Here is a 25546-nt window from a genome sequence, read left to right as displayed (position 1 = left end):
ACTCTAGACGCGGAAGCGGGCGACGACTCCGCGCAGTTCGTCGGCGACCTGGCTCAGCTCGCTCACCGACTGGTCGGCCTCGTGCAGCGCGCCGGTCTGCGCCTGCACGGCCTCGGCGACGACGTTGATGTTGCCGGCGATGTTGGAGCTGCCGTGGGCGGCGTCGCCGATGCTGCGGCTCATCTCGTTGGTGGTGGCGGTCTGCTCCTCGACCGCGGAGGCGATCGTGACCTGGTAGTCGTTGATCTCCGAGATGATCCGGGAGATCTCGGCGATGGCCGAGACGGCGCTGCTGGTGTCGGCCTGGATCGCCTCGACCCGCCGGGAGATGTCCTCGGTGGCCTTCGCGGTCTCCTGGGCCAGGTCCTTGACCTCGGTGGCGACGACGGCGAAGCCCTTGCCGGCCTCGCCCGCGCGGGCGGCCTCGATGGTGGCGTTGAGGGCGAGCAGGTTGGTCTGCTCGGCGATCTGGGTGATCACCTTGACCACGTTGCCGATCTCCTCGGACGAGGTGCCGAGCTTGGCGACGGTGTCGTTGGTGCTCTGCGCGACGCCGACCGCGCTCGACGCGACCTGGGCGGCGTTGTTGGCGTTCTCGGCGATCTCCCGGATCGACGCGCCCATCTGGTCGCTGCCGGCCGCGGCCGACTGCACGCTCGAGGAGACGTCACCGGCGCCGTTGGCGACCACCGCGGCCTGGTCGGCGGCCTCCCGGGCCTGCTCGGCGAGGCGGTTGGTGATGCCGGTCAGCCGCTGGGTGCCGGAGCCGAGGGTGTCGGCGCCGTGGGTCAGCGCGAGAACCGAGGTGCGCAAGCCCTCCCGGGCCCGGTTCACCGCGGCGGCCATGGCGCCGAGCTCGTCGCGGGAACGGACCTCGGCGGCGATGGTGAGGTCGCCGCCCGCCACCGCCTCCAGGGCGCTGGAGACGGTGGTCAGCTGGTTGCGGATCAGGCGGATGACCAGCACGCAGATGACGGCGGCGAGGAAGAAGCCGGCGAGCAGGGCGATCAGCGTGATCATCCGGGCCCGGTTGTAGGCGGCGGTGCCCTTGGCCAGCATCTCGTTCGACAGGGTGTCCTCGACCTGCTGCATCGTGGTCACGGCCTCGCCCATTGAGCCCTCGGCCTTGTTGAACTCGGGCAGGATCTGGGCGGCCGCCGGCATCGTGTACCCGGCCGCCAACGGTTCGCCGAACAGCACCGTGTCGCGCAGGGCCCGGTAGTACTTCATCGATTCGACGAACTTGGCCAGACTGTCCTGCCGCTCGGTGGAGCCCTCGGTGAGCTGGTCGTACCGGGTGAGCGCCGCGTCCAGGGCGGTGTCGGCGCCGGAGATGATGGCGCGACCCGACTTCTGGCCGGCGGCCTTCTCCGCCGCGGTGCCGCTGGCGACGTAGTAGATCAGCATGCCGCGGTACATGATGCCCAGCTCGCCGCGCACGTTGGCGACCTGCTGCAGGGTGTCGACGTGGTCGGTCTTCATGTCCCGCAGGTTGGCGTTGAGCGTCGACATCCGGTTGATCGACAGGATCGCCACCAGCAGCGCCACCACCGCGACGCAGGCCGCCGCGATAACGGTCTTGATCGTGAGGCTGCGGTCGCCGAGAAGGGACTCGAAGACGTTGCGCTGCACGGTGATGGGTGAATCACCCTGGTTGGGCATGGCGTCCCCCTGAGCTCCGAGCCGAACGCGATTCACTTTAGGTCCGGATCATCATCCAAAGGACAAATCGAAAAAATCATTACTTGGTACGGCGGGCATGAGTAGCATCCGGCGCGAGCGAGTGTCGAAGCGCTTCGACGGGGTATCACCGGCAGCGTGCACGAGCGGTGGAACCTGGCCCGGTACTCGGTGCTCGCCACCTCGGCGCGGCTGGCCGACGAGGGCGCCCGCGCCGGCCTGATCCTGCTCGCCATCGAGACGGCCGGCAGCCCTGGCTACGGTGGCCTGCTGGTGGCCGCGCTGATGATCCCGCACGTGGTCGCCGCGCCGGTGGTCGGCGCCCTCGCCGACACCGTCACCCACCGCAAGGCCTTCGGCAGCCTCATGTTGGTGCTGTACGCGGTAGCGCTGGCGCTGGCCGCGCTGACCGCGGGCCGCCTGCCCGCCGTGGTCGCGGTGCTGGCCGCCCTCACCGCGGGATGCGCCGGCCCGTTCCTCGCCGGCGGCCTGACCGGCATGCTCGCCGATCTGGCCCCGACCCGGCTGCGCAGCGCCTACGGGCTCGACTCCACTCTGTACGGCGTAGCCGGCATCCTCGGGCCGGCCCTCACCGCGGTCCTGACCGGCGTCTTCACCGCCCGGGTCGCGGTCCTCTGCCTTGCCGGGGCGGCGGCGTCGGCATCGCTGCTGGTCTGGTCGCTCCCGCTCGGACGCCGAGCCGCCGCCACCTCGAAGATCGCCCTGGGCGGCGTCGTGCAGGTCTTTGTGCGGAGCCCGGCGCTCGGCTCGGCCACCGTCGCCAGCAGCCTCGGGTTCCTCGGCATGAGCGCGCTCCCGATCGCTGCCGCACTGCTCGCCGGCGAGGCCATGACCGGCATCGTCCTGTCCGTCTCGGCGGCCGGTCTGCTCGCCGGCTCACTGCTCTACGTCCGGGTCCCGCTGCCCCGGTGGGCGCCGGAGAACGCCGTACTGCTGCTGGTGTCGTCCATCGCCGTACCGTTCGCCGTCGCCGCTCTCTTCCCGCACGTGCCGGCGGTGAATCTGCCGGCCTTCGCCCTCGCCGGGGTGTGCAACGGACTGCTGCTCTGCTCCCTGCTGGTAGTCCGCGACCGGGCGGCGCCGCCCGCGCTGCACACCCAGGTCTTCACCGTCGGCGCCGGCGTGAAGAGCGCCGCGGGCGCGGCCGGCGCGGCCCTCGCCGGAGCGTGCGCCGGCCTCGGCGCCCCGGCCGTCCTCGCCGGGATCGCTTTCTGCCATGTGCTGGCCGCGGCCTTGGGCGCGGTGGTGCTCAAGCCGTCAGTGGCGGAAGCCGCGGACTAGCGCATTGAGATCGCGGCCAGGTCGGACAGTTCGCCGGCCGCGGTCTGGGTGGTCCGGGCGGTCTGCCATCTGCTCGGCCCCGGCCGCGATCGACTGCACTCCGGTGCTGACCTCCTCGGAGGTGGTGGAGGCCGCGGCCGCCTGCTGGGCGACCTCGGTGGCCTCAGCTTCCATCTGCGCGCTGACCTGGGACAGCTGGCCGGCCCGATCGGCCGCGAAACCACCGGACCCGGCACGCAGGTCGATGGTCTCCTTCAGCTCCGCGAACTTCGACTCGATCAGCGGCGCCAGCTCGTCCAGCCGCGCCTGCTGGGCCGCGTTGTCCGCGGTCAGCGTGCGCAGCGTCTGCTGAGCGGTGGCCACGTTGGTCTGGGCCGCCGTGTACGGCGCCAGATAACTGTCCTCGCCCGTGATCAGAAAGCCGCGCTGCCCGGTTTCGGCATCCTTGAGCGCGACGCTGACGTCGGCGATCCGGCACAGCACCAGATAGGTGTGCTCCACGTGCCTATCCGTCGGCCCCCGCCGTCGACAATCCGGCTTATCGGCCTATTCGGCAGGCGCTCAGATCGGCTGAGCGGTCAGAGTTAACCTCGTCGCATGGTCTTCGACGTACGGCCCGGGGACGCCACCTCGCCGGTGATCCTGCACGTCCCGCACGCCTCCCGCGCGGTCACCCCCGAGGCCCGCGACGGCCTGCTGATCACCGACGACGAGCTGACCGACGAGCTGGACAACCTCACCGACGCCTACACCGACGTGCTCGCGTCGCGGGCCGCGCTGTCCGCTGCTCGCCGGCCGTGGATCTTCGAGAACCGCTGGTCACGCCTGGTGGTCGACCCGGAACGCTTCCTCGGCGACGCCGAGGAGATGCTTCAGGCCGGGATGGGCGCCGTCTATACGCACGGCTTCGCGGGCCGAAAGCTGCGTGACGACGATGGCGTACGCGCGGAAGCCGCACTCCAGGCGCACTACCATCCGTACGCGACCGCACTGTCCACCCTGGTCGCCGACCGCATCGACGCCACCGGCCGGGCGGTGATCGTCGATGTGCACTCCTATCCGACCGTGGCCCTCCCGTACGAGCTGCACGGCACCGACCCGCGCCCACCGGTCTGCCTGGGCACCGACGACTTCCACACCCCGCCGTCCCTGCTGGCCGCCGCCACCGCGGCCTTCGGCGAGGTCGCGGCCTTCGGCGAGGTCGCTCTGAACACGCCGTTCGCGGGTTGCTACGTCCCGGCCGACCGCTGGCACGCCGACCCGCGCGTCACATCCCTGATGGTGGAGATCCGCCGGGACGGCTACATGACCGAACCCGGCGGACCCTTCCACGACGGCCTCGACCGCCTGGCCGCCGCCCTGACCACCCTGATCGACGCCGACCCGGTCAGCTGACCTCGATCACCAGCCGGTCGGTCCCGGGAATCGTGTGCGTGCCCGGCGCGAACGCGTCGGGCAGGGCCGCGACGGCCTCGGCCGGCAGGCTGATCTCCAGCACGGCGCCGCCGTCCGGCCGGGCCGCGTAAGCCGCGCCGGGCCGCAGCACGACCCGCGTCCCGTCGCCGTCGAGGTGCCGATCGTGCCCAGCTCCGGGTCGTCGATCGCGTCCCAGCCGGGCGCGTCGGAGGTCATGCCGGAGATCCAAACACGCCCGCCGTGACCGGGCCGACCCGGAGGACGCCGTCGTCCAGCGGAGTGCAGCGGATGCCGCCCTTTCCGCGCAGGGCCTTCCAGGCGCCGGGGCCGACCGTCACGTCCATCCAGGCGCACGGATGCGCGCGCCGGTTCACCTGAAGCCGGATCGGGCCGTCGCCGGAGTCGAGGGTCAGAACCTCGCCGACCAGATCGTCGACCGGGATGCCGGACACCAGAATGTTGCGGCGGACCGCCACCAGACCGACTCCCGGCGGCAGGGATTCGCGGGCGATCACCGTCACGCTCGCGTCCCGGTGGGCCGGTTCGCCGAAGTATCGGTCGCCGACTATGCCCAGGCCGGCCCGTATCCGCACGGCGGAAACCAGCTCGCTCGCCGGCGCCGGCGCCGGGCCCTCCGATGGGCGTCCCTCGAAGCGGTGAATCGGCGACGCGAGCAGTTCGGCGATCTCCGGCACCGGGCGATCCTAGCGGCCAAAAATCGCGGCGCTATGACCGGTTCGGACGATAGGCGTCATTCGTCCGGGTGCTGGTGAACGACGCGCGGATCGCAGGTGAAGGGGGTCATACCGCGGGGTGGCGCGGGTCTGCGAAGATCGCAGGCCGGTCACCGATTCCGATCGACAGCGCGGACGGTGGGCGAGGGCACCACACGATGTCTGCGAATCACGCGGCCGTGACCGGGGGGAGACGCGGGATGAGCCTGCTGCAGGAGCGAGCGCCCGAGGTCGTCAAGCTGGCCAAAGCCGAGCGGCGGCGGGCCGAGGCCAAGCGGGCGGCGCGGGAGATCCTGCTGGTCCTGGTGCTGTTCATGGCGTACAAGGTGGGCCGGATCGCTGCCTCCGGTCATGTCGGTGAGGCGCTCGCCAACGCGAATCAGGTGTGGAGTCTCGAGCGGCTTCTGCATCTGCCCAGCGAGTACGGTTTCCAGCACGCTCTGCTCGGCCAGCAATGGCTGATCAAAACCATGAACTGCTATTACGCGTACGTCCATTTCCCGGCCACCGCAGCCTGCCTGATCTATCTCTACATCTGGCGCCGCGACCGCTACAAGCCCACCCGCCGGCTGCTCGCCTGGCTGACCGCCACCGCCCTGGTCGTGCACCTGCTGATGCCGCTCGCCCCGCCGCGCATGCTGTCCGCGATCGGTATGGTCGACACCGGCCGCCTGCTCGGCCCGGCCGTCTACGGCTCGCCGTCCACCGACAGCCTCACCAACCAGTACGCCGCGATGCCGTCCCTGCACTTCGGCTGGGCCCTGGCGATCGCGATCGCGATGATCGGCGCGACCCGGGGCCGCTGGCGCTGGCTCTGGCTGATCCACCCCACGATCACCCTGCTGGTGGTCGTCGTGACCGGCAACCACTACTGGCTGGACGCCGTCGTCGCCGCCGCCCTGCTCGGCCTGGTCGGCGCCCTGCTGAACTTCCGCACGACGGCCCCCGCCCCGGCCATCCCCCAACCCCGCGTCAGCGAAGGCTAGACGCAGACGCCCAGGCCTTCGAGCACCCCTTTGCGGTACGCGGCGATGCGGTCGAAGGCCGATGCGGCGCCGGCGCTGTCGCCCTGGCGGCCGAAGGCCAGCAGGGCCGTCACCGCCTCGTCCAGGTCGCCGGGGGAGAGGCGGACGCCCTTGTTGCTCGATTCCGAGTCGCGGGTCAGCATGTCGTTGGTCCAGGCGCCGGCCAGGCAGTCGACGGTCAGCTGGCCGGCCTTGTCGGCGGTCGAGGCGCCGCGGCGGTCCTGGGCGGCGCGGGCGAACAGGTCGCCGAGCAGCATGCCGACCGCGAAGTCGCCGATCTGGCGGTAGAGGCGCGGCCCGAGGTCGGTGTTGTCGAAGGCGGCGAAGTCGCCGGCCGGGCAGTAGAACGCGGCGCCACCGGCCTGCTTGTCGGGGTCGTCGCAGTCCGGCGGGGAGCCGTCCGCGAACGCCTGCACCGGCAGTTGCTGCCACGCGCCGCCGCCGGGCAGCTCGCGGAAGGTGCGGGTCCAGAAGTCCTGGGCGTCCTCGGCGAGCAGGTTGACCGCCTGGTCGTAGGGCAGGTCGCCGCCGGTGGCAGCCTCCTCCTCGGTGCTGAACGGCACCTCGGTGACCTGCAGATTGCCCTCGGAGTAGCCGGCGCACTTGGCCGGGCCTTGCTGCACGCCCTCCTGCAGCGCCCGCACCCGGTCGAACGCGTTGCCGTGCGCCCCCTCGGCCAGGGCCGGGGTGCCGGGCTGGTCGCGCAGCATCAGGATGCCGGCGACGGTGTTGTCGACCTGGGCGGCGTCCGGCTTCTTGAACGCCGTCGAGTGGCCGGCCTGCACGTCGGCGAGCCACGCCCCGGCGAAGCAGTCGGCCTGCTGTTCGAGCACCACGGTCGGCTGGTCGGTGTCGCCGATCCGGGTCTGGATGGCATGCCCGTACTCATGCGCCATCACCACCCCGACCAGCAACGGCCCGAAAGCCTCCTGCAGTTGCGGGATGAGCTGCTGGGCGTCCCAGGCGATGAAATCGCCGTCGGGGCAGTAGAACGCGTTGGGCTGATATTCGAACGGCTGCCCGCCGCAGTCGGGCGGCGCGACGGTCTCGGTGTACGGGTGGAAGCCGCCCTTGATCGCCTGGAACGCCTTCCCACCGGCGACCTGGGGGAACGCGTCCTTCCAGAACCGCTCGACGTCCGTGAGCGATGTGGTCACCACGTCGGACGCTCCACTTTGAGTGGGTTCGTCATTCTCTGGAGCACGGGACGGGGACAGCCCGCACCCGGCCGTCACCAACGCCGCCACGACCAGCCCGATCCGGAGAGCCCGCATGTCTCAGGAGTACCCAATCGGCGCAACCGGCACCACCCCTGTCAGTCCAACGGTTGCCGGGCGATCATCCCGGGCTCGCGGCCGGCCAGCAGCCAGCCGCCGGCGTAGGCGACGACTGGCAGCCCGGCCAGGATCGCGATCAGCTCGAACACCGGTGGGTGGGCCAGCCAGTGCGCCTCCCGCCAGAACCAGGCCAGCAGCGCCAGGTACGCGCAGGCGGTGCCGATGATCGCCCCGCCCAGGGCGAGGGCCCCGGCGGTGGCGGCGGTGAGCCCGCGGCGGGTGCGCCGCCGGGCCCCGGCCGCGGCCAGGGTGCGCAGGTCGCGGGCGGTCTCGCTGCGGATCAGGCCGACGGTCATCGCGAGCACGCCGAGGGCGACCGCGATGCCGGCCGCGGTCAGCTGGGCGGCGAGCCGGGCCTGGTCCGCCCCGGTCGGCCGGGATTCGACGGCGAACCCGGCGGCCGCCGCGGCCTGCTGCGCCCGGTCCACCTGCGCCTGGGTGAGGGCGCCCGGCGCCTGGACGAGCCAGCCGACCGGCATGGCAGTGAGTCCCAGGCGGGCCATGCCCTCCGTGCTGAGCAGCACGTTCGGCGCGGACGTGTAGTCCGGCAGCGATACGTGTTGCAGGGTGGGCTGCCAGGCGCCGCGGCGGCGGATCAGGTCATATCCGTCGATGCTCGCGCGTGGCGTGAGAAGGTCGGCGGTGGTGGCCGCGATGCCGTAGTGGGCGAGCAGTTCGGGCGTGGCGACGTACACCGGGATCGATTCGTCGTCACGGTAGGCGGTCATGCCCGGCCGGCCGGGTGCGGCGGTCGGCTTGCCCAGCGCGACCACCGGGCGGCCGCCGTGGTCGAGCGGCGTGTCGGCCGAGGCGGCGCCGGTCAGCGTCAGCACCGACGTGGCGTGCAGTTCGCCGGCGATAGCGCCGGCCCGGGCGCGCCGGTCGGCCAGCTGGTCCGCGGACAGGACCGGGATCGTCCCGTTCATCCGCTCAGCGTCCAGCCAGATGATGATCTGGTCGGCGGGCACGTTGCCGCCGCTGGGCGCGGTCACCTTGGCCACCGTGACGGCGGCGCTCAGGGACACCACGGCGGCGATGCCGATGGCCAGCCCGATGGCGGCCAGGGCCGCGCCCGATCGGGAGCGGTAGCGGGCCAGGTCGCGCAACGCCAGCCGGGCCGCCAGCGGCAGACGGGCCGCCACCCGGCCGAGGGCGGCGACGGCAACCGGGGCGAGCAGCATCAGCGCGGCCGCGGTGCCGAGGATGCCGCCCAGGATGAGGAACTTGTTCGTGTGCTCGGACAGGTAGAGGCAGGTCAGGCCGGCGATCAGGAGGACGGCGCCGAGCGCTGCGAACCGGTGGGCCGGGTGCGGTGGCGCCGGCCGCGCGGAAAGGGCGGCGACCACCGGGGTGCGGGCGGCGGCGCGGGCCGGCCACCAGGCGGCGGCGACGGCGGTCACGGTGGCCAGCACGACGGCGGTGACCAGGGCGGTCCAGGGCAATTGGTATCGGTCGACGCGATGGGCGAGCGATTCCTCGAGCCGGGGGCTGAACGCGATCCAGCCGGCCACGCCCACGGCCGCGCCGGCGGCCGCGCCGACACTGCCGACGATCAGGCCGTCGGCCAGCAGCACCAGGCGGACGTGCCGATGGCTCGCGCCGATCGCGCCCAGCATGCCGATCGCGCGCAGCCGGCGCCGGCCCAGCACGGTGAAGCCGGCCGCGGCCATCAGACCGGCGAACACCAGGCCGACCGTCGCGAACATCAGGACCAGCACGCTGGCGGTGTTGCCGTCGCCGAAGCGCTCCTGGACCGAGACGCCGGCCGGTCGGCCCGCCCCGAGGACCTCGTCGGCGGACGCCCGCACGAGCACGTCGGCATGGTCCGGGGCGGCGATCTGACCGGGCGCGACGAGGGCGAACTCGTCGTGCAGGTCGAGCGGGTTCTCGACCAGGGCGGTCACGGCGCGTCGCCGGCCGTCCAGGTCCCAGCCGCCGCCGACACCCAGACCGAGGGCGGCGGCCACCCGGTCGGTGACGGCGATCTCGTCCGGGCCCTGCGGCCATCGGCCCTGGTCCAGCCGCAGCATCGGCCGTCCGTACGGCCCGGCCGGGTCCTGGTCGCGCAGGTCGAAGCCGGTCGCCGAGCCGGGGAAGGGGATCTTGGGCCCGTGCCGGATCACGTCGGTGGTGCCGAACGAGCTGCGCAGCGCGTCGAGAGTGCCGCCGAGCCGGTCGCCGGTGGCGGCGCCCGTGGCAGGCCCGCCCGTAGGAGGACCGGCGGAAGAGACGGTGAGCACATAGTTGGCGGTGCCGAAGACGGAAGCGTCGGACGGGGCGTTGGCGCCGATGCCCAGACCGAGGGTGGTGGCGGCCACCGTGAGCAGCAGCAGGGCCAGCACGATCGACTGCTGGCGCCACTCGCGCCGGAACATCCGCCAGGCCCAGCGCAGCACGGCGCGCCGGGCCGGCATCCCGCCGTGGCCGCCGGCGCCGAGCACCGGCGGCCGTTCGTGGACCGTGACGCTCATCGGGTCGCCGGGCCGGGCAGCAGGGATTCCGGGCCGGGCCGCGGGGCGGTGTGGTCGATCAGGCGGCCGTCGCGGATGAACACGACCCGGTCGGCCCAGGACGCGAGCTGGGCGTCGTGGGTCACCACGACCGCGCCGACCCCGCTCTTGCAGGCGGCCAGGATCAGGCGCATCACCGCCTCGCCGCTCGCCGAGTCGAGGGCGCCGGTGGGCTCGTCGGCCAGCAGCAGCCGGCGGTCCCCGACGACGGCCCGGGCGATCGCCACCCGCTGCCGTTCGCCGCCGGAGAGCTGGTCGGGGAAGCGGGACGCGCGGTCGGTCAGGCCGAGCTCGGCCAGCGCGCGCAGACCGGCAGCGCGCGCCTTGCCGGCGGGCTGGCCGTCCAACTCGAGGGGCAGCGCCACGTTTTCCGCGGCGGTGAGCCCGGGCAGCAGGTTGAAGTCCTGGAAGACGTAGCCGATGGCGCGCCGCCGCAGCCGGGCCCGGTCGTCGCGGGACATCGCCGTGAGCGGCTGCCCGGCGACCCGCACCCCGCCCGTGGTCGGGGTCTCGAGGGCGCCGGCGATGGTGAGCAGGGTGCTCTTGCCCGAGCCGCTCGGGCCCATCACGGCCACCATCCGGCCCGGCTCGACGGTCAGGTCGACCTCGCGCAGCGCGTGCACCTCGTCGGCGCCGTCCAGATAGGTCTTGGACACGCCGGTCAACTCCAGCACGGGGGTCATCGGCGTGCTCCGGCCCGGCGGCGGATCTGCGGGGCGGCCTCGCGGGCGGGGGCCGGTGGCTCGGCCGCGGCCCGTTTGAGCCGGCCGTCGGCGGTGTCCAGCCAGCGCACGACCGAGTCCAGCCGGTAGAGCTCGGCGTCGACGACCAGGGCCAGGCCGAGGTCGAGGTCGCCCTCCTCGTCCTTGAGCCGGGTCCACTGCTGCATCAGCTCGACGAGGTGGCGCCGGTGGGTCTGGATGATCTCGTGGACGTCGGCGCCGGGAAGGCGTACGGCGACAAGGATCTTGATGATCAGTTCGTCGCGTGGTGGCGACGCCAGGTCGGGTGGCGTGTGCAGCCAGCCGGCCAGCTCCTCGGCGCCGCCGGCGGTGATCCGGAAGCTCTTCTGCGGGCCGGGGTCGGCCTCGTCGTCGGACTCGACCAGGTGGTCGCGCTCCAGCCGCTGGAGGGTGGTGTAGACCTGGCCGACGTTGAGCGGCCACACCTCGCCGGTGCGTGCCTCGAACTCCTCGCGCAGCTGAAGGCCGTATTTCGGGCCCTCGCTCAGCAGCGCCAGCATCGCGTGCCGGATGCTCATGCCGTCCCCCTACCCGTTGGAATGCTCGGTAGCATACCGGGTATACAGGCGGACGTCCATGACGGCCGGAGCGCCGCCCGACCGGCGGCGATCCGGCCGGCGTCACCCCTTGACGGCGCCCGACGTCATGCCGGCGACGATCTGCCGGTTGAAGAACAGGAACATGATCAGCGGCGGGATGGTGATCAGCAGGATGTTCATGAACAGCAGGTTGTTCTGGGTGGAGTACTGACTGGAGAAGTTGAACAGGGTCAGCTGCACGGTGGCGTTCTGGTCGCCGGGCAGGAAATAGAGCGGGTTGGTGAAGTCGTTGAAGACGGCCACCGACTGGACCACCACCGACGTCACGATGACCGGCTTGAGCAGGGGCAGGATGACCCGGAAGAACAACCGGGCCGGGCCGGCGCCGTCGATCACCGCGGCCTCGTCGAGTTCGCGCGGGATGGTGCCGATGAACGCCCGGAACAGCAGGATGACGAAGGCCAGGCCGAAGGCGATCTCGACCAGGATCAGGCCGGGCATGGTGCGGAACAGGCCGATCTTCTGCAGCACCCAGATGGTCGGCACGACCGCCGGCGGGATGATCAGGCCGGCCAGCACGAACGTGTTGATCAGGCCGTTCCAGCGGCTGCGCTTGCGTTGCAGCACGAACGCGACCATCGCGCCGAACACCACCATCAGGGTCACGCTGGCGACGGTGAGGATGGTGCTGTTGATGAACGCGATGATCAGCATGTAGTCGCGGGCCTGGACCACGTCGATGAAGTTCTGCACGAAGCGGAACTGGGTGGGCCAGCTGAAGTCGAGCAGCGACGCCTCCTGCCGCGTCTTCATGGCGGTGAGCACGATGAACGCGAACGGCACCACGAACACCACGATGGCGACCACGATCGCCGCGGTACTCAAAAAGACGTTCTTGCGCGGCATCAGAGCTCGACCTCCTTGCGGTTGAGGAACCGCGACAAAGGCAGGACGATCGCCGTGACCACGACGAACAGCACCACGTTCCCGGCGGTGGACAGCCCGTAGAAGCCGGCCTGATATTGCTTGTAGATCACCGACGCGATGACGTCGGAGGTGAAGCCGGGACCGCCGCGGGTCATCGCCCAGATCAGGTCGAACGACCGCAGGCCGCCGATCAGCGACAGGATGATCACCGTGACGGTGGCCGGGCGGGCCAGCGGCATCACGATGTGCCGGAAGTTGTCCCAGGCCCCGGCGCCGTCGACGCGGGCGGCCTCGAAGTACTCGGTCGGGATGGAGACGATCCCGGCGATGTAGATCAGGGTGGCGAGGCCCACGCCCTTCCAGACGTCGACGAGGGCGACCGAGATCAGGGCGAGGGACGGATCGGTCAGCCAGCCCGGCCCGCTGATGCCGATCAGGCCGAGGGACTGGTTGATCAGGCCGCGCTCGGGGTTCATCAGGATCGTGAAGGTGAGCCCGACCCCGATCGTCGACACCAGCACCGGGAAGAACACGACCGAGCGCAGGAAACCCCGGCCGACGATCTGCGAGGTCAGCAGGACGGCCAGCCCGAGGCCGAGGACGACCTTCAGGCCGGACGTCAGCACCGCGTAGATCAGCGTGTGCCACAGGCTGCTGACCAGGCCGGGCTCCTGGAAGAACGTCTTGTAGTTGTCGAAGCCGATGAATTTCGAGTCGAAGATGCTCCACCGGGTGAGGCTGAAGTAGAAGGCGATCAGCGTCGGCACGATGAAGAGCACGCCGTAGATCACGGCGGCCGGGAGATAGAACCAGCTGGAGTACGGGCTGTGGGCCCGGACCCGGCCCGCCTCGCCGTCGCCTGCGAGGCGAGGACGGGCGGACCGGCTTACGGTCGTGAGGGCCACGATTACCAGCCCGACAGTCCGAGTTGCTGGGCCTGCTTCTTCACGTCCTCGTCGTAGAGCTTGGCGCCGGCGTCGGCCTTGCGGATGCCGGAGCCGACCTCGACGCAGATCTGCTCGAGCGCCGGGCCCTTGACCGGGGAGAGGAACTCGAGGGCAAGGCTGGAGTTCCCGCCGTCGATGTAGGCCTGCATGTCCTTGACCGCCTGCGGCACGCTGTCGCCGACCGTGCAGCCCTTCACCGCGTACGGGCCGGTGGGGGTGGAGGCGGCGGTCTGTGAGGCGCAGCCGTCGGGGCTGGCGATGTAGGCGAGGAACTTCTTGGCCGCGTCGAGCTTGGCGCCGGTGGCGGTGTTCGCGAGGTAGACGCCGTTGGGACTCCACACGGTCAGCTTGTTCTGCGCCGCGTCGGTTCCGGGGATCGCGAACAGTCCGACCTTGTTCTCGCTGCCCGGGTTGTCGGCGATCATCTGGCTGACCATGGCCGACAGGATCGGGTACTGCGCACCCTTGCCCTGGGCCAGGTAGCGCAGGCCGTCGGCGAGCTTGGCCGAGGCGAAGTCCTTGTTCTGGTACCCGGCGTCGTGCACCTGCTGCAGGTGCTGGAAGCCGGCCTGCGCGGCCGGGGTGGTCGCGTACTTCGCCTGGTTCTTCGTGTACTTGTCGGCCCACTGCGGGTCGGCGCTGTTCACGTTGGCGTAGTCGCCGAGGATGAACAGCTGCGAGGTCCAGGTCTCGCCGTACGTCTGGATGACCGGATCCACCCCGCCGGCCTTGATCTTCGCGTTGTTGGCCATGAAGTCGTCCCAGGTCTTGGGGATCTGCAGCCCGAGCTTGGTGTACACGTCCTTGTTGTAGAGGATCGCGCCACCCATGAAGCCGCCCCAAGGTACGCCGTAGATCTTGCTGTTCGCGGTGACCGTCGTGGTGAAGTTCTTGTCCAGGTTCCCGATGTTCTCCGTGTCGCCCAGCGCCACCAGGTTCTTCTCCGGCGCGATCGCCTGGAACAGCGAGCCCGAGTTGTACATGAACACGTCGCTCATGTCCCCGGTCGAGAGCCGCGTCTTGATCAGGTTGTCGCCGTCCGTACCCTGCGGCCGGGTCTCGATCTTGATCGTGATGTTCGGGTTCTTGGCCGTGAAGTCCTTGACCAGCTGAGTGCCGATCTTCACGGTCTCCGACCCGTTGTCGACCAGGAAGGACAGGCTGACCTTGCCGTCGCCGCCCTTGTCGTCGCTGCTGCCGAGGCTTCCCGCGCTGCACGCGGTGAGAGCCATCGGGACGGTGGCGAGCAGGGCCAGGGCTATGTGCCGTGTTCTCATCGTTTCCTCCGAGGGGAGAGAGGGATTATGCGTTTTCCAGGAGCGTGCGGAAGCGGTCGGCGCCCGGGACGAATCCCTCGCCGGTCGCGGCGTCGACGAGCTGCGTCGCCGGCGCGTCGAGATAAGGCTTGAGCCGGTCGGCCAGCGCGGCCTCGCCGGCCGCTACGCCCGCCTCGGTCGCGGCCGAGACGATGCGATCCCAGCTGGGCTGGTGGTCCATCAACTGCCGGATGCTCGGCTCGGCGGGCGCTTGCGCGATTTGCGCGTACGGGTCGGGAACGGTCCACTGGTGCTGTCCATGGCGTACCTCGATCGGCTGATCTTCACCGGGCAGGGTGACCAGCGCGGTCGCTCCCACCGGCACCGTGACGTCGAGCCGGAGGTCGCCGCCGTCGCGTGCCCAGGCCACCGAGGCCCCGCCGTAGGGGGTCAGGTGGCGGGCCGAGGCCCGGGTCAGCTCCCGGCCGGGCAGTGGCCGCACCTCGAGCACCCGGTAACCGGGCGTGCCGGGGGCGAGGCCGGCCACCCGGCGGTGCAGCCAGTCGGCGACCGCGCCGAGCGCGTAGTGGTTGAACGAGGTCATCTCGCCCGGGTTGATGCTGCCGTCCGGGAGCATGCTGTCCCAGCGTTCCCAGACCGTGGTGGCGCCCATCGTCACCGGGTAGAGCCAGGACGGGCAGCCGGTCTGCAGGAGCAGCCGGAAGGCCAGGTCGGGGTGGCCGGCGTCGGTCAGCGCGTCGGTCATCAGCGGGGTGCCGACGAAGCCGGTGCTGATCCGGAACCCGGCCCCGCGGACCAGGTCGGCCAGCCGGTCGCCGGCCTGCCTGCGCTGCCGCTCATCCGGCAGAAGAGCCCACTGCAGGGCGAGCGCGTACGTGGTGGCGGCGTCGCTGAGCACCCGCCCGCCGGCCGTCACGTACTCGCGGGCGAACGCGTCCCGCACCCGCGTGCTCAGGGTCGCGTAGGTCTCGGCGGTCTCCGTGTCGCCGACGACCGCCGCGGCCAGCGCGACCACCTCGGCCGAGCGGGCCAGATGCGCGGTGGCGATGACATCGGGGTCGGCCTTGGCCCGGAACGGGTCCTCGGGCGGCGCGGTCGGGTCGAGCCAGTCGCCGAACTGGAAGCCGCCCGACCAGAGGTTGTTGTCACCGGCCAGGGCGGCCATTTTGTCGACCCAGCCGCGCATGCTCGGCAGTTGCCGTTCCAGCACCTCCCGGTCGCCGGTGCGCTGGTAGATCACCCACGGCACGATGGTGGCCGCGTCACCCCAGGCCGCGGTGGCCGGGCCGGGCCGGCGGATCACGTCCGGGATGACGTACGGCACGGAGCCGTCCTTCTGCTGCTCGGCGGCCAGATCGGCGAGCCAGTTGCGCAGGAAGCCGGCCGCGTCGAACAGGAAGCTGGCGGTGGGGGAGAAGACCTGGATGTCGCCGGTCCAGCCGAGCCGCTCGTCGCGCTGCGGGCAGTCGGTCGGCACGTCGACGAAGTTGCCGCGCATGCCCCAGACGACGTTGTCGTGGAACTTGTTGAGCAGCTCGTGGTCACTGTCGAACCAGCCGGTGCGCTCGAGGTCGGAGCCGACGACGACCGCCTCGATGTCTTGTGGTTCTACGTCCAGGCCGGTGACCTCCGCGTAGCGGAAGCCGTGGAACGTCAGCTCCGGTTCCAGGGTTTTCGCCTCGCCGTTCAGCACGTAGACGTCGGTGGCCTTGGCGGTGCGCAACGGGCGTACACCTAGCTCGCCGTCCTCCAGGACCTCGGCGTGCCGGATGGTCACCTGACCGGTTGCGGCTTTTGCGTGGAGCCGCACCCAGCCGACCAGGTTCTGCCCGAAGTCGACGAGGGTCTTGCCGCTCGCCGAGGTGGTCACGCTGACCGCCGGGAGCACCTCGGTGATCCGCACCGGTGGGCCGTCGGGGGCGACCAGAATCGACAGATCGGCATCAAGAATGTCTACCGCCGATTTGTCGCTTTCGCGGCGGTTCAGGTCGGTGAGCTGGCCGTCGTAGATCTGGTCGGCGAGGATCGTGCTCTCCCGGGCGGTCCACCCGCCGCCGGTGCCGAGCACGTGCGTGCTGCCGTCGGTCAGGGTGACCTCCAGCTGCGCCAGGGCGGCCAGGCGGTCGCCGTAGATGGCCTGCCGGTCCTGGAAGCCGAGCCGGCCGCGGAACCAGCCGTTGCCGAGCAGCAGCTCCACGTCGTTGGCCCCCGCCCGGAGCAGCGCGGTCACGTCGTGCGTCTGGTAGCGCAGCCGGTGGTCGTAGGCGGTCCAGCCCGGGGCGAGCTGCTCGTCGCCGACCCGCGCGCCGTTGATCCGGGCCACGTAGAGGCCGTGCGCGGTGGCGTAGAGGCGGGCCTTGACGACCTCGCCGGGCAGGTCGATCGAGCTCGCGACGATCGGGGCGGGCGCGCCGATACCACCGATCTCGCGGGGGCTGACGAAGCGGGCGGACCAGTCGGCCGGGCCGAGCAGGCCCGCTTCGACCTGCGCCGGGGCGCTCCACTCGCTCCAGGTGGCGGCGTCACCGACCCGGACGCGTACGGTCGCGGATTCGCGCGCCGCCAGCGGCTCGACCGGCCAGGCCACCAGGATCTGCTCGCCGGAGTCGGCGGCGTGGGTCTCGGTCCGGTCGCCGCGGGAGATCTCGAGCTCGTAGCGCGCCTGGTCGTAGTCGTCCGGCGCGGCGGTGACCTGCCAGGACAGGCGCGGGGTGGCGGTGCCGATGCCCAGCGCCGGGCGGCCTGCGGGGAGGTGTTCGAAGCGGAGGGCGGACGGGGCGGCAAGGTCAGGCATGGCACTCCATCGAGGTGAAACGATTCAACGACTGCGGCGACAAGAGGGGTCACAATGTTTCGGCTTGATGGCGAGAGCGTTTCGCCTGCACCCGATCCTGCGGTGTGTCCCACGCCACTAAATAGCCCGAGATTCACCGGCACTAGCACAAAATTCACCTGCGGCTTAGGTTGGGGCATGGACGACTTCCCCGTCGAGAACCGCCTCACCCTCGTTCACATCATCGACGGGACGCTGGCGTTCGCGGGGCACTACCTGCACGAAGACGTCCACCCGATCCACACGCACAGCTTCGTGGAGATCGCGGTCGTGATGGGCGGGGAGGGCGCGCAGCGCAGTCTGGCCGGGCGTCAGCAACTGCGGATCGGCGACGTGCTCCTGCTGCGCCCCGGCGTCTGGCACGGCTACGAGGACTGCCGCGGGCTCGATCTCTACAACTGCGGCTTCTCGCCCGAGCTGCTGCGCCGCGAGCTGGCCTGGACCCGGGAGGATCCGCAGCTGGGCCACCTGCTTTGGACGGGGCCGTACGCCGAGCAGCGCCGCGGCATCCTCACCGGCCACCTCGGCGACGAGGCGCTCGCCGCCTGCGTCACCCACCTGGACGCGCTGCACGACCTGCGCGGCGCGCCGACCGACACGCATCGCGGCGACGTCGTCGGCCGGCTGATGCTGTTCCTCTCCACCCTGGCCCGGTCCGTTACCGGCAGCTCCGAGGTGCAGAGCGCCACCCACCAGGCCGTGCTCGACGCGATGCGGATGATGGAGGAGCGGCCCGCCTACCACTGGACGCTCACCGAGCTGGCGGCGGCGCTGCATCTGGCGCCCGGTTACCTGGTCCGGCTGTTCAAGGGGGCGACCGGGCTGCCGCCGATGGCGTACCTGTCGCGTCACCGCGTCGAGCTGGCCGCGACCCGGCTGCTGCACACCGACCAGCCGATCAACCGGATCGGCGAGGCGGTGGGCTGGCCCGACCAGAACTACTTCGCCCGCCGCTTCAAGTCGCACTACGGTCTGAGCGCGTCGACCTACCGGGCCCGGTTCGCCCACTCGCTGAAGACGACTTGACGGTGGTATCGGCATAGGTCGATATTCGTGTGATGGCCGTCACTACGGTTCATCGTCGTCGCGCCGTGGTCGCCAGCACGGTGGGCACCACCATCGAGTGGTACGACTTCTTCCTGTACAACACGGCCGCGTCGCTGATCTTTCCGGCGCTGTTCTTCCCCCACCAGGCGGCCTACACCGGCATCCTGCTGTCGTTCGGCACGCAGTTCGTCGGTTTCGCCGCGCGGCCGGTCGGGGCGGCCATCTTCGGTCACTACGGCGACCGGATCGGCCGCAAGGCCACCCTGATCGCCACCCTGCTGCTGATGGGCGTGGCGACGGCGCTGATCGGCTTCCTGCCCACGTACGGCTCGATCGGTTACGCGGCGCCCCTGCTGCTGGTGTTGCTGCGGATCTGCCAGGGCATCGGGGTCGGCGGCGAATGGGGCGGTTCGGTGCTGCTCTCGATGGAGTGGGGAGCGCGCGACCGCCGTGGCCTGATGGCGAGCTGGCCGCAGCTCGGCGTGCCACTGGGACTGGTCGCCTCCACCGGCGTGGTGCGCTTGGTGAGCAACTGGACGGGCGACTCCTTCGAATCGTGGGGCTGGCGCATCCCGTTCCTGCTCAGCGTCGTACTCATCGGCGTCGGTCTTTATGTCCGGTTGCGGGTGCTGGAAAGCCCGGAGTTCACCGCGGCGGCCTCGGCCGGCCAGATGGTGCGCCGCCCGCTGGTCGAGGTGATCCGCGCCGAGTGGCCGACCATCATCAGCTCGGCCTTCGTGCGCCTCGGCGAGCAGGCGCCGTTCTACCTGTTCACCAGCTTCGTGCTGACCTACGGCACCAAGCAGCTCGGCCTGACCCGCGACGGCCTGCTCGACGACATCCTGATCGCCGCGACCATCGGCCTGATCAGCGTGCCGCTCTTCGGCCATCTCTCCGACCGGTTCGGGCGCCGCCGCGTCTACGGCACCGGGATCGTGCTCACCGGCCTGTTCGCGTTCCCGTACTTCGGCCTGCTCAACACCAAGCAGTCCGGCCTGATCCTGCTCGCCGTCGTGGTGTCGCTGATCTTCCACGACATCCAGTACGGCCCGCAGGCCGCGCTCATCGCCGAGGGCTTCGGCGCGAACCTGCGCTACTCCGGCGCCGGCCTCGGCTACCAACTGGCGTCGGTCATCGCCGGCGGTCCCGCCCCGCTGATCGCCACGAAAATCCTTCAAGAGACCGGCTCCAGTACGGGAATCAGCTGGTACATCGTGATCTGCTGCGTCCTGGCCCTGGCCGCCCTGGTGCTGATGCCCCGCCGCACAATCAGGGAATGACCTTCCCGTCCCCGACGCTTCCCGCCGCCGACCCGGCCGCGGTCTTCCTGGGTTACCTCGATTACTTCCGGTCGATGGTCCTGACCAGGGTCGCCGCCCTGCCGCCGGACGCGCAGAGCACCAGCCGGCTCCCCTCCGGCTGGACCCCGCTCGAACTGCTCAAGCACCTGCGGTACGTCGAGCTGCGCTGGATCGAGTGGGGTTTCGAAGGCGCGCCGATCGCCGAGCCGTGGGGCGACCAGCGCGACGACCGCTGGCACGTGGCGCCCGGCGAAACGCTCGACTCGCTGTCGGCGGAGCTGCGCGATCAGGGCGCCCACACGACGGCCGTGGTTCGTGGCACGGACCTGGCCGTGGTCGGCGCGCCGGGCCCGCGCTGGGCCGGCGATCCACCCGCGACCCTGTCCCGGATCCTCTTCCACCTGGTGCAGGAGTACGCCCGGCACACCGGTCACCTCGACATCGTCGCCGAACTGGCCGGCGGCCCGGTCGGCGAATAGAGCGCGGCCATCTCCCGAATGCTGTCGATCATGTGGGTGACCAGTTCGGCCGGGGCGACGGCCTGCCCGTCCGCGCCCAGCTTCCGCAGGTATCCGGCGGTGTGCGGGACGCTCTCCATCGGAATCGTCGCCTGCCGCCAGCCATCCGCGTCGGCCGGGCCCAGAGTGCGCCGCACGGCGCGGGCGGCCCTCGGCCCGAGCACGTCCGGCAGCGCGCTGACCCCGCCCGGGCTCAGCCGGACGACCGCCGAGGCGTCCAGGTCGGCCTCTTCGTACCGCTCGACGTGCTCCCGCCAGAATGCGGCCAGATCGAAGCCGTCGGGCCGGCTGCATCGGTCTTCTTCCCTTCGGACCTCCACAATGGACGAGACCCGGTAGATGCGCGGCCGCCCACGGCTGGTGGCGATGAGGTACCAGACTCCCGCCTTGAGGACGAGCCCCAGCGGGTGCACCCGGCGCCTGACCTCGCCCGGCTCGGGCGACCACCGCCGGTACCGCATCTCGATGACGTGGTCCTGCCACAGCGCCTCGGCCACGGCGAGCAGGTGCGGCACGGCGTCGGGCTCCCTGTACCACCCCGGCGGGTCGAGGTGGAAGCGCTGCCGGATGCGGGTCGAGGCATCCCGGTACGAAGTTGGCAGCGCCGCCGTCAGTTTGAGCTCGGCCGCGGCCAGGTGCGCGCCGAGACCGAGCTCGGCGGCCGGCTCCGGCAGCGCGGTCAGGAACAGCGACTCGGCCTCGGGCGCGGTCAGCCCGGTCAGCCGGGTGCGGTAACCCTCCATCAGCTCGTAACCGCCGGTCGGCCCCGGCTCGGCGTAGATCGGCACTCCCGCGGCGGCGAGCGCGGTCACGTCCCGGTAGATCGTCCGCGCGGTGACCCCCAGCTCGGCGGCCAGCTGGGCGGCGCTGAGCCGGCCTCGGTTCTGCAGCAGCAACAGCAGGGACAGCAGGCGGCTCGCACGCATGGCCGAAGTGTGCCAGCAACCACTGACAAAAGGTGTCAGTGGTGCGCCCGCATGATCGTCGACGTGAACCCGCGCATGACAGACCTGGCCGCAGTCGGCAACGTGGTCGACGAGTCCTACCGCCACGTGACCAAGGTGGCCGCACCGGGCCCACCGCTGACCCTCCCCGACGTCTACCTGAAGTGGTACCGGTTGCACCGCGAGGACCAGGTCATCTCGGTGGACGCCCACGCCTTCCTGGCCACCGAGATCACGGCCGGCCGGCTGCCGCTGGCCGGGGACCTGGGCTTCGTGGTCCACCACCTGAGCGGTGATCATGTGCATCTGCTGCTGGTCTGCACGTGGCGCGGCAACAACGAGATGTGGGAAACGGTGTACGCCCGAGACCTCCGCACGGACGCCGACTTCCACCTGATGCCCCAGACCACCCACCGAGGCGTGATGTGCGTCTGGGAGTTCGCCCCGATAGCCCACGAACACCAGGCCTGGACCCGATACCTGCGCTCCCCCCGAGACACCGAGGCCAAGACGGCGTACGCCGAAACCCAGTTCTCCGGTTTTGTCTAGGTAACCCGCGGCAGGGCGTCGAGGCGGGCGGAGAAGCTGGCAACGGCGGTCGGTCGCCTGTGCCCACTCGGCACCCTCCCAAGATCGCGGCTTGACCGTGAGGCGCAGGACCCGCCCCTCCCGATCTTGGGCAGTTGGTGCGCTGTCCGAGCGCCAAGTTTCCAAGATCGCGCGTTGAATGCTGGGCGGAGGTGCGGTCTCCCGATCTTGGTGAGTTGGTGCACGTTCCGGACAGCAGTTCTCCAAGATCGCGCTGGTCGCGGGGCGGGGGGAGAGGGGGAGGGGCTTGCCGAGGCAACCGTGCGCGGCCACGCAAACGAGTCAGCGCTGAGGGATTCCCAAGGCTATGTGTTGCTGGTCGATCCCGCCTACAAAGCCGCACTGGAACTGCCGGACGGGTTGGCCGAGGCCAACGAGCTCGGTCACACCGCCCTCAACCGTCCAAGCGCGAGAGAGCCGACCCACCAACCCGCAACCATGACGAAAGGTGGATGACTAGTCTCGCCCCATGACGGTGACGGACTGGCTGCTCGACGGGGATCCGGCCATACGGTGGCAGGTGATGCGCGACCTGGTGGGCGCCCCGGCCGACGAGGTGACGGCCGAACGGGCGCGGGTGAACCGAGAGGGCTGGGGCGCCCGGCTGCTGGGTCTGCAGGAGGCGGACGGGCAGTGGGCGGGTGGGGCGTTCTTCCCGCGGGAGGGCTGGAACCGCGAAGCCGGCGAAGGCCAGCCGTGGACCGCGACCGAGCCGGTGCTCACCCTGCTGCGCACCCTGGGCGCGACGCTGCCCGCCGACCGGGTCCAGCAGGTCGCGGACAACTGCCGCTGGGAGAACGACAATCAGCCGTTCTTCGCCGGCGAGACCGAGCCGTGCATCAACGGCCGCGTGGTGGCGCTGGGCGTCTACTTCGAACAGGACGTCGAGGCGGTCGTCGAGCGGCTGCTCAGTGAGCAGCTCACGGACGGCGGGTGGAACTGCGAGGCCGGGTTCACCTCGACGCGCTCCTCGTTCGACACGACGATCAACGTCCTCGAAGGGCTGAAGGCGTACGAGGAGGCCGGCGGCGCGGAGGTGACCGAGGCCCGGCTGCGCGGGGAGGAGTATCTGCTCGACCGGCAGCTCTTCCGCCGATTGTCGACCGGCGACGTGATCAAGCCGGACTACCTGCTGCTCGCGTTTCCCGGCCGGTGGCACTACGACGTGCTGCGGGCCCTCGACTACTTCCGCGGTTCCGGCGATCCACGGCTGGCCGAGGCCCGGCAGCTGGTGTGGGACAAACAGCAGCCGGACGGCACCTGGGTGCTCGAACACACCTACCCGGGGCGGGTCCACTTCGTCATGGAGCAGGACGGCAAGCCCAGCCGCTGGAACACGTTGCGTGCCTTGCGCGCCCTCCAGCCAGAATCCACTACCTCTTTCGAGCGACCCGCGTCTGGTGGACCCGCGTCCTAATAGTGTCCCGGTGGTACTAGCGTCGGTGACGTCTTCGTAGACGGGATGGATAGGCGATCATCATGGAAAACGAGTGGAAGAAGAGCAGTCGGTCGGTTTCCAACAGTGCCTGCGTGGAGGTTGCCGCGACGGGCGAGGGCGACATCCGTATGAGGGATTCCAAAGACCCTTCCGGCGGCGTGCTGTCGTACAGCCGCGAGGCTTGGGCGTTGTTCCTGGCGGACGTCAAGGCTGACCGGATCTAGCGCACCTGCCTGCGCAGACGCCACCAGCAAAGCACTGCGACCGTCGCCGCAGCGGCAGCGGCAATATCCCGGTGCCGCAAGATGGGCCGAGGTGCGGTCGGTGGGCTGGCCCGCGGTGTCGGAGCTGCATTCGATTTCGCCGCATCCATCTCCCGCGTGATGATGGATATGAAATGGGCGCGATCCGGCCCACCATTCGGGAGTTACCTCGCTCTGGAACATCATCTCGGCCATGCCGGCGAGTTCCTCTTCGTCGACCTCGCTTAGCTGCCAGATCGCGAGCCAGTACATCATCGTTAGATTGGCGTAGAGGCGCTGCCGGGCGTGCGGTGACTCGGCTGTCCGCCGGTCGAGCACTTCGATGAGTTCCGGGTTCTCGATGGCGAGCCGCAACAGCTCAATGTGCTGTTGCCGGTCGATGTTTGCCAGTTCCTGGCGGAGCTGTCGCTGTTGGAAGACCAGCGATGCGCCGATCCCGCAGAGCGCCGCCGCAGACAGCAGCGCCGACGCGCCGCCGTAGGCGTCGCCCACATCGGCGAGCCGGTCCCAGGGCAGGGCGGAATCGGAGATCCCGGCCATCAGGAGAGGTGAGCCCAGTACCAGGGCCACCGCCCCGAAGCCGGCCACGATGAGCAGGCGGCGGCTTCTACGTGAGTGGGTGACACGTCGTGGGGGTGCTGATCTGATCAACGAACCGCTCCCGATGCGACTTCGGCGCCGTTGGCCTCAGCATGGCGAGTCGATGCAATTCGATGAGTGAATGCCTCGGCGGGCGCTGGTCAGGCGGACAGCGCGCCGTTCGAGCCCAAGGCCAGGATCACCATTTCGCCGTGGTGGTCGGTTGCGGTCAGGCGGTGGTCGTCGAGGCGGGTCAGGGCGGCTATGCCGAAGCCGAACTCGCCGAGCAGGCGGGGGCCGGCCGGCATGCCGAACCAGTCCAGGGTCCAGGAGAATAGGCGGAAGTCGTGGGAGGCCGCCACCACCACCGGGGCCTCCGGTGAGCCCAGGACCGCCACCGCCTTCACCGGCTCGGGGGACTGCAGCGTGATGCCGCGCTCCACGACCAGGTCGTGGTCGGACAGGAGCATTACCCGGACGGCGCGGTGGGCGGCTGAGACGATCACGCGGTCGCCGACCGCGGCCACGGCGGCTACTCGGGTTTCGTGCTCCCAGAGCGGGTGGCGTTCGCCTGCCGGGCCGGCGGTCACGATGCGGCCGGTGGCGGCGACCACGCCACCGCGGAAGGGCGCGGCCGGGTCGGCGGGGGGCTGGGTGCCGGTCGCGCTGCCCAGTGGCTGGCCGGTTGCCTGTACGAGCAGGTGTGGGCGGCCGCCGAAGGTCGAGGACACCACGGTGCCGCCGGCCGCGGCGACCGAGCGGGGCCACAGCCGTACGTCGGTCTGGCGCCACTGGGGCCGGCCGATCGCGTCCAGCGCGACCAGGGCGGGGTCGTAGGTGCCGGCGATCAGGCTGGCGCCGTCGGTCGACCAGGTGATGGCGCGCAGCGGGGTGTCGCCGATGCGGGCCGAGCGGATCGGTGTCAGGTTCGTGTCGAGCAGTTCGAGGGTGCCGTCGGCGCAGGCGAGAGCCAAGGTGGTGCCGTCGGGGGACCAGGCGCAGTCCTCGACGGCGGCGGACGGCAGGTAGGTGATGCGGCCCGGGTCGCGCCACAGGTCACGCACGGCCACCAAGCGGTCGCTACCGACCGTGGCCACCAGGCCATGGGGGGAGACCGCCAGGCGTACGCAATCGGCCAGCTCGCCCAGGTACGTCTCGCCGAACGCGTTCCACACCGCCGCCCGGGACTCGTCGATCTGGCAGATCAGGTGCTGGCCGTCCGGCATCCAGGCGACCGAGGTGACCGCGCCGGGGTGCCCGGACAGGACCTTCATGAGCGACGGCGGCCGGTCGTCGACGACGCGCCAGACCGCGGCCGTGCCGTCGGCGGCGCCGGTGGCCAGCAGGTCGGCGGCGGCCGGGTTCCAGGCGACCGACAGCACCGCGGCGTGGTTGCCGAACTCGGCCACCATCGCCGGCCGGTGCGGATCGGTGGTGTCCCAGACGATCACGCTGCGGTCGTGCGAGCCACTTGCCAGGCGCCCGCCGTCGGCCCGGAAGGCGACACAGCTGACCGGGGCGGCGTGCGCCGGACCCCCTGTTCCGACCGTCACCCGGACAATGCTGGACATCAACTCAGCGTGAGTCAATACAGTCGA

General features: G+C 70.7%; 23 protein-coding genes and 1 pseudogene. 9 read left to right on the top strand and 15 right to left on the bottom strand.

Annotated elements, in window-relative coordinates:
* Positions 1-3: 3 nt before the first annotated feature.
* Positions 4-1662, bottom strand: a complete 1659-nt coding sequence (locus tag AB0E90_RS14675) for a methyl-accepting chemotaxis protein (RefSeq protein ID WP_360404201.1) — start codon at positions 1660-1662, stop codon at positions 4-6.
* Between the two features lie 156 nt (positions 1663-1818).
* Between AB0E90_RS14675 and AB0E90_RS14670 the strand changes: the two genes are divergently transcribed.
* Positions 1819-2982 carry an MFS transporter gene (locus AB0E90_RS14670; protein ID WP_360404198.1) on the top strand — a complete coding sequence of 388 codons (1164 nt, stop codon included), beginning with the start codon at positions 1819-1821 and terminating at the stop codon, positions 2980-2982.
* Here AB0E90_RS14670 and AB0E90_RS14665 read toward each other — a convergent pair.
* Positions 2959-3483 (bottom strand): CHASE3 domain-containing protein, encoded by a 525-nt coding sequence (locus AB0E90_RS14665; RefSeq protein WP_360404195.1) that lies wholly within the window; start codon positions 3481-3483, stop codon positions 2959-2961. The two genes, AB0E90_RS14670 and AB0E90_RS14665, sit on opposite strands and share 24 nt — an antisense overlap.
* Before the next feature lie 96 nt (positions 3484-3579).
* On the opposite strand from AB0E90_RS14665, the gene AB0E90_RS14660 reads away from it, so the two are divergent.
* Positions 3580-4377 (top strand): N-formylglutamate amidohydrolase, encoded by a 798-nt coding sequence (locus AB0E90_RS14660; RefSeq protein ID WP_360404192.1) that lies wholly within the window; start codon positions 3580-3582, stop codon positions 4375-4377.
* On the opposite strand, the gene AB0E90_RS14655 is transcribed toward AB0E90_RS14660, so the two are convergent.
* Both AB0E90_RS14655 and AB0E90_RS14650 read right to left on the bottom strand, forming a co-directional pair.
* On the bottom strand, positions 4370-4528 hold the full coding sequence (locus AB0E90_RS14655; protein ID WP_360404189.1) for a hypothetical protein: 159 nt from the start codon (positions 4526-4528) through the stop codon (positions 4370-4372). The two genes, AB0E90_RS14660 and AB0E90_RS14655, sit on opposite strands and share 8 nt — an antisense overlap.
* A gap of 82 nt (positions 4529-4610) precedes the next feature.
* Positions 4611-5093 carry a molybdenum cofactor biosysynthesis protein gene (locus AB0E90_RS14650; protein ID WP_360404186.1) on the bottom strand — a complete coding sequence of 161 codons (483 nt, stop codon included), beginning with the start codon at positions 5091-5093 and terminating at the stop codon, positions 4611-4613.
* Between the two features lie 239 nt (positions 5094-5332).
* On the opposite strand from AB0E90_RS14650, the gene AB0E90_RS14645 reads away from it, so the two are divergent.
* Positions 5333-6118 carry a phosphatase PAP2 family protein gene (locus AB0E90_RS14645; RefSeq protein ID WP_360404183.1) on the top strand — a complete coding sequence of 262 codons (786 nt, stop codon included), beginning with the start codon at positions 5333-5335 and terminating at the stop codon, positions 6116-6118.
* Here the strand turns inward: AB0E90_RS14645 and AB0E90_RS14640 are convergent.
* The 8 genes from AB0E90_RS14640 to AB0E90_RS14605 all read right to left on the bottom strand — a co-directional run bounded on the left by AB0E90_RS14640 (position 6115) and on the right by AB0E90_RS14605 (position 17231).
* Positions 6115-7431: a neutral zinc metallopeptidase gene (locus AB0E90_RS14640; RefSeq protein ID WP_360404180.1), complete on the bottom strand. Its 1317-nt coding sequence runs from the start codon at positions 7429-7431 to the stop codon at positions 6115-6117. The two genes, AB0E90_RS14645 and AB0E90_RS14640, sit on opposite strands and share 4 nt — an antisense overlap.
* Positions 7432-7472: 41 nt before the next feature.
* A complete protein-coding gene (locus AB0E90_RS14635; protein ID WP_360404177.1) occupies positions 7473-9965 on the bottom strand; it encodes an FtsX-like permease family protein in 2493 nt (830 codons plus the stop codon).
* Positions 9962-10687: an ABC transporter ATP-binding protein gene (locus tag AB0E90_RS14630; protein WP_360404174.1), complete on the bottom strand. Its 726-nt coding sequence runs from the start codon at positions 10685-10687 to the stop codon at positions 9962-9964. The genes AB0E90_RS14635 and AB0E90_RS14630 overlap by 4 nt, the downstream gene beginning before the upstream one ends.
* Positions 10684-11265 (bottom strand): PadR family transcriptional regulator, encoded by a 582-nt coding sequence (locus tag AB0E90_RS14625; RefSeq protein WP_360404171.1) that lies wholly within the window; start codon positions 11263-11265, stop codon positions 10684-10686. The genes AB0E90_RS14630 and AB0E90_RS14625 overlap by 4 nt, the downstream gene beginning before the upstream one ends.
* 102 nt (positions 11266-11367) lie before the next feature.
* Positions 11368-12192, bottom strand: a complete 825-nt coding sequence (locus AB0E90_RS14620; protein ID WP_360404168.1) for a carbohydrate ABC transporter permease — start codon at positions 12190-12192, stop codon at positions 11368-11370.
* On the bottom strand, positions 12192-13118 hold the full coding sequence (locus AB0E90_RS14615; RefSeq protein ID WP_360404165.1) for a sugar ABC transporter permease: 927 nt from the start codon (positions 13116-13118) through the stop codon (positions 12192-12194). The genes AB0E90_RS14620 and AB0E90_RS14615 overlap by 1 nt, the downstream gene beginning before the upstream one ends.
* A gap of 2 nt (positions 13119-13120) precedes the next feature.
* Positions 13121-14437 carry an extracellular solute-binding protein gene (locus AB0E90_RS14610; protein ID WP_360404162.1) on the bottom strand — a complete coding sequence of 439 codons (1317 nt, stop codon included), beginning with the start codon at positions 14435-14437 and terminating at the stop codon, positions 13121-13123.
* Between the two features lie 25 nt (positions 14438-14462).
* Positions 14463-17231, bottom strand: a complete 2769-nt coding sequence (locus AB0E90_RS14605; protein ID WP_360404159.1) for a family 78 glycoside hydrolase catalytic domain — start codon at positions 17229-17231, stop codon at positions 14463-14465.
* A 177-nt stretch (positions 17232-17408) separates the two neighbouring features.
* Here AB0E90_RS14605 and AB0E90_RS14600 point away from each other — a divergent pair, with 177 nt between their 5' ends.
* The 3 genes from AB0E90_RS14600 to AB0E90_RS14590 are packed head-to-tail and all read left to right on the top strand — an operon-like array spanning position 17409 to position 20097.
* Positions 17409-18296: an AraC family transcriptional regulator gene (locus tag AB0E90_RS14600; RefSeq protein ID WP_360404156.1), complete on the top strand. Its 888-nt coding sequence runs from the start codon at positions 17409-17411 to the stop codon at positions 18294-18296.
* Between the two features lie 32 nt (positions 18297-18328).
* Positions 18329-19597, top strand: coding sequence for an MFS transporter (locus AB0E90_RS14595; RefSeq protein WP_360404153.1), 1269 nt, complete (start codon positions 18329-18331; stop codon positions 19595-19597).
* Complete coding sequence (locus AB0E90_RS14590) at positions 19594-20097, top strand: DUF664 domain-containing protein (RefSeq protein WP_360404150.1); 504 nt, start codon at positions 19594-19596, stop codon at positions 20095-20097. The genes AB0E90_RS14595 and AB0E90_RS14590 overlap by 4 nt, the downstream gene beginning before the upstream one ends.
* On the opposite strand, the gene AB0E90_RS14585 is transcribed toward AB0E90_RS14590, so the two are convergent.
* Positions 20049-21062 carry a WYL domain-containing protein gene (locus AB0E90_RS14585; protein ID WP_360404147.1) on the bottom strand — a complete coding sequence of 338 codons (1014 nt, stop codon included), beginning with the start codon at positions 21060-21062 and terminating at the stop codon, positions 20049-20051. The two genes, AB0E90_RS14590 and AB0E90_RS14585, sit on opposite strands and share 49 nt — an antisense overlap.
* A 51-nt stretch (positions 21063-21113) precedes the next feature.
* On the opposite strand from AB0E90_RS14585, the gene AB0E90_RS14580 reads away from it, so the two are divergent.
* From AB0E90_RS14580 to AB0E90_RS14570, 3 genes are all read left to right on the top strand, one after another.
* Entirely contained in the window at positions 21114-21629 is a 516-nt protein-coding gene (locus AB0E90_RS14580; protein ID WP_360404144.1) for a hypothetical protein, read from the top strand.
* Positions 21630-22137: 508 nt separating this feature from the next.
* The gene (locus AB0E90_RS14575; protein WP_360404141.1) at positions 22138-23085 is read left to right on the top strand and encodes a hypothetical protein; all 948 of its coding nucleotides are present in this window, start codon (positions 22138-22140) and stop codon (positions 23083-23085) included.
* A gap of 62 nt (positions 23086-23147) precedes the next feature.
* Positions 23148-23330, top strand: coding sequence for a DUF397 domain-containing protein (locus AB0E90_RS14570; RefSeq protein WP_360404399.1), 183 nt, complete (start codon positions 23148-23150; stop codon positions 23328-23330).
* A 180-nt stretch (positions 23331-23510) separates the two neighbouring features.
* Here AB0E90_RS14570 and AB0E90_RS14565 read toward each other — a convergent pair.
* Positions 23511-23909, bottom strand: a pseudogene (locus tag AB0E90_RS14565) (DUF6082 family protein); the annotation flags it as partial.
* A 200-nt stretch (positions 23910-24109) separates the two neighbouring features.
* Complete coding sequence (locus tag AB0E90_RS14560) at positions 24110-25519, bottom strand: hypothetical protein (protein ID WP_360404138.1); 1410 nt, start codon at positions 25517-25519, stop codon at positions 24110-24112.
* Positions 25520-25546: the final 27 nt, after the last annotated feature.

This window comes from Actinoplanes sp. NPDC026619, assembly GCF_040638295.1.
GTDB lineage: Bacteria > Actinomycetota > Actinomycetes > Mycobacteriales > Micromonosporaceae > Actinoplanes.
The sequence above is the reverse complement of the archived record's forward strand: the minus strand, read 5'-3'. Positions and strand labels throughout refer to the sequence as shown.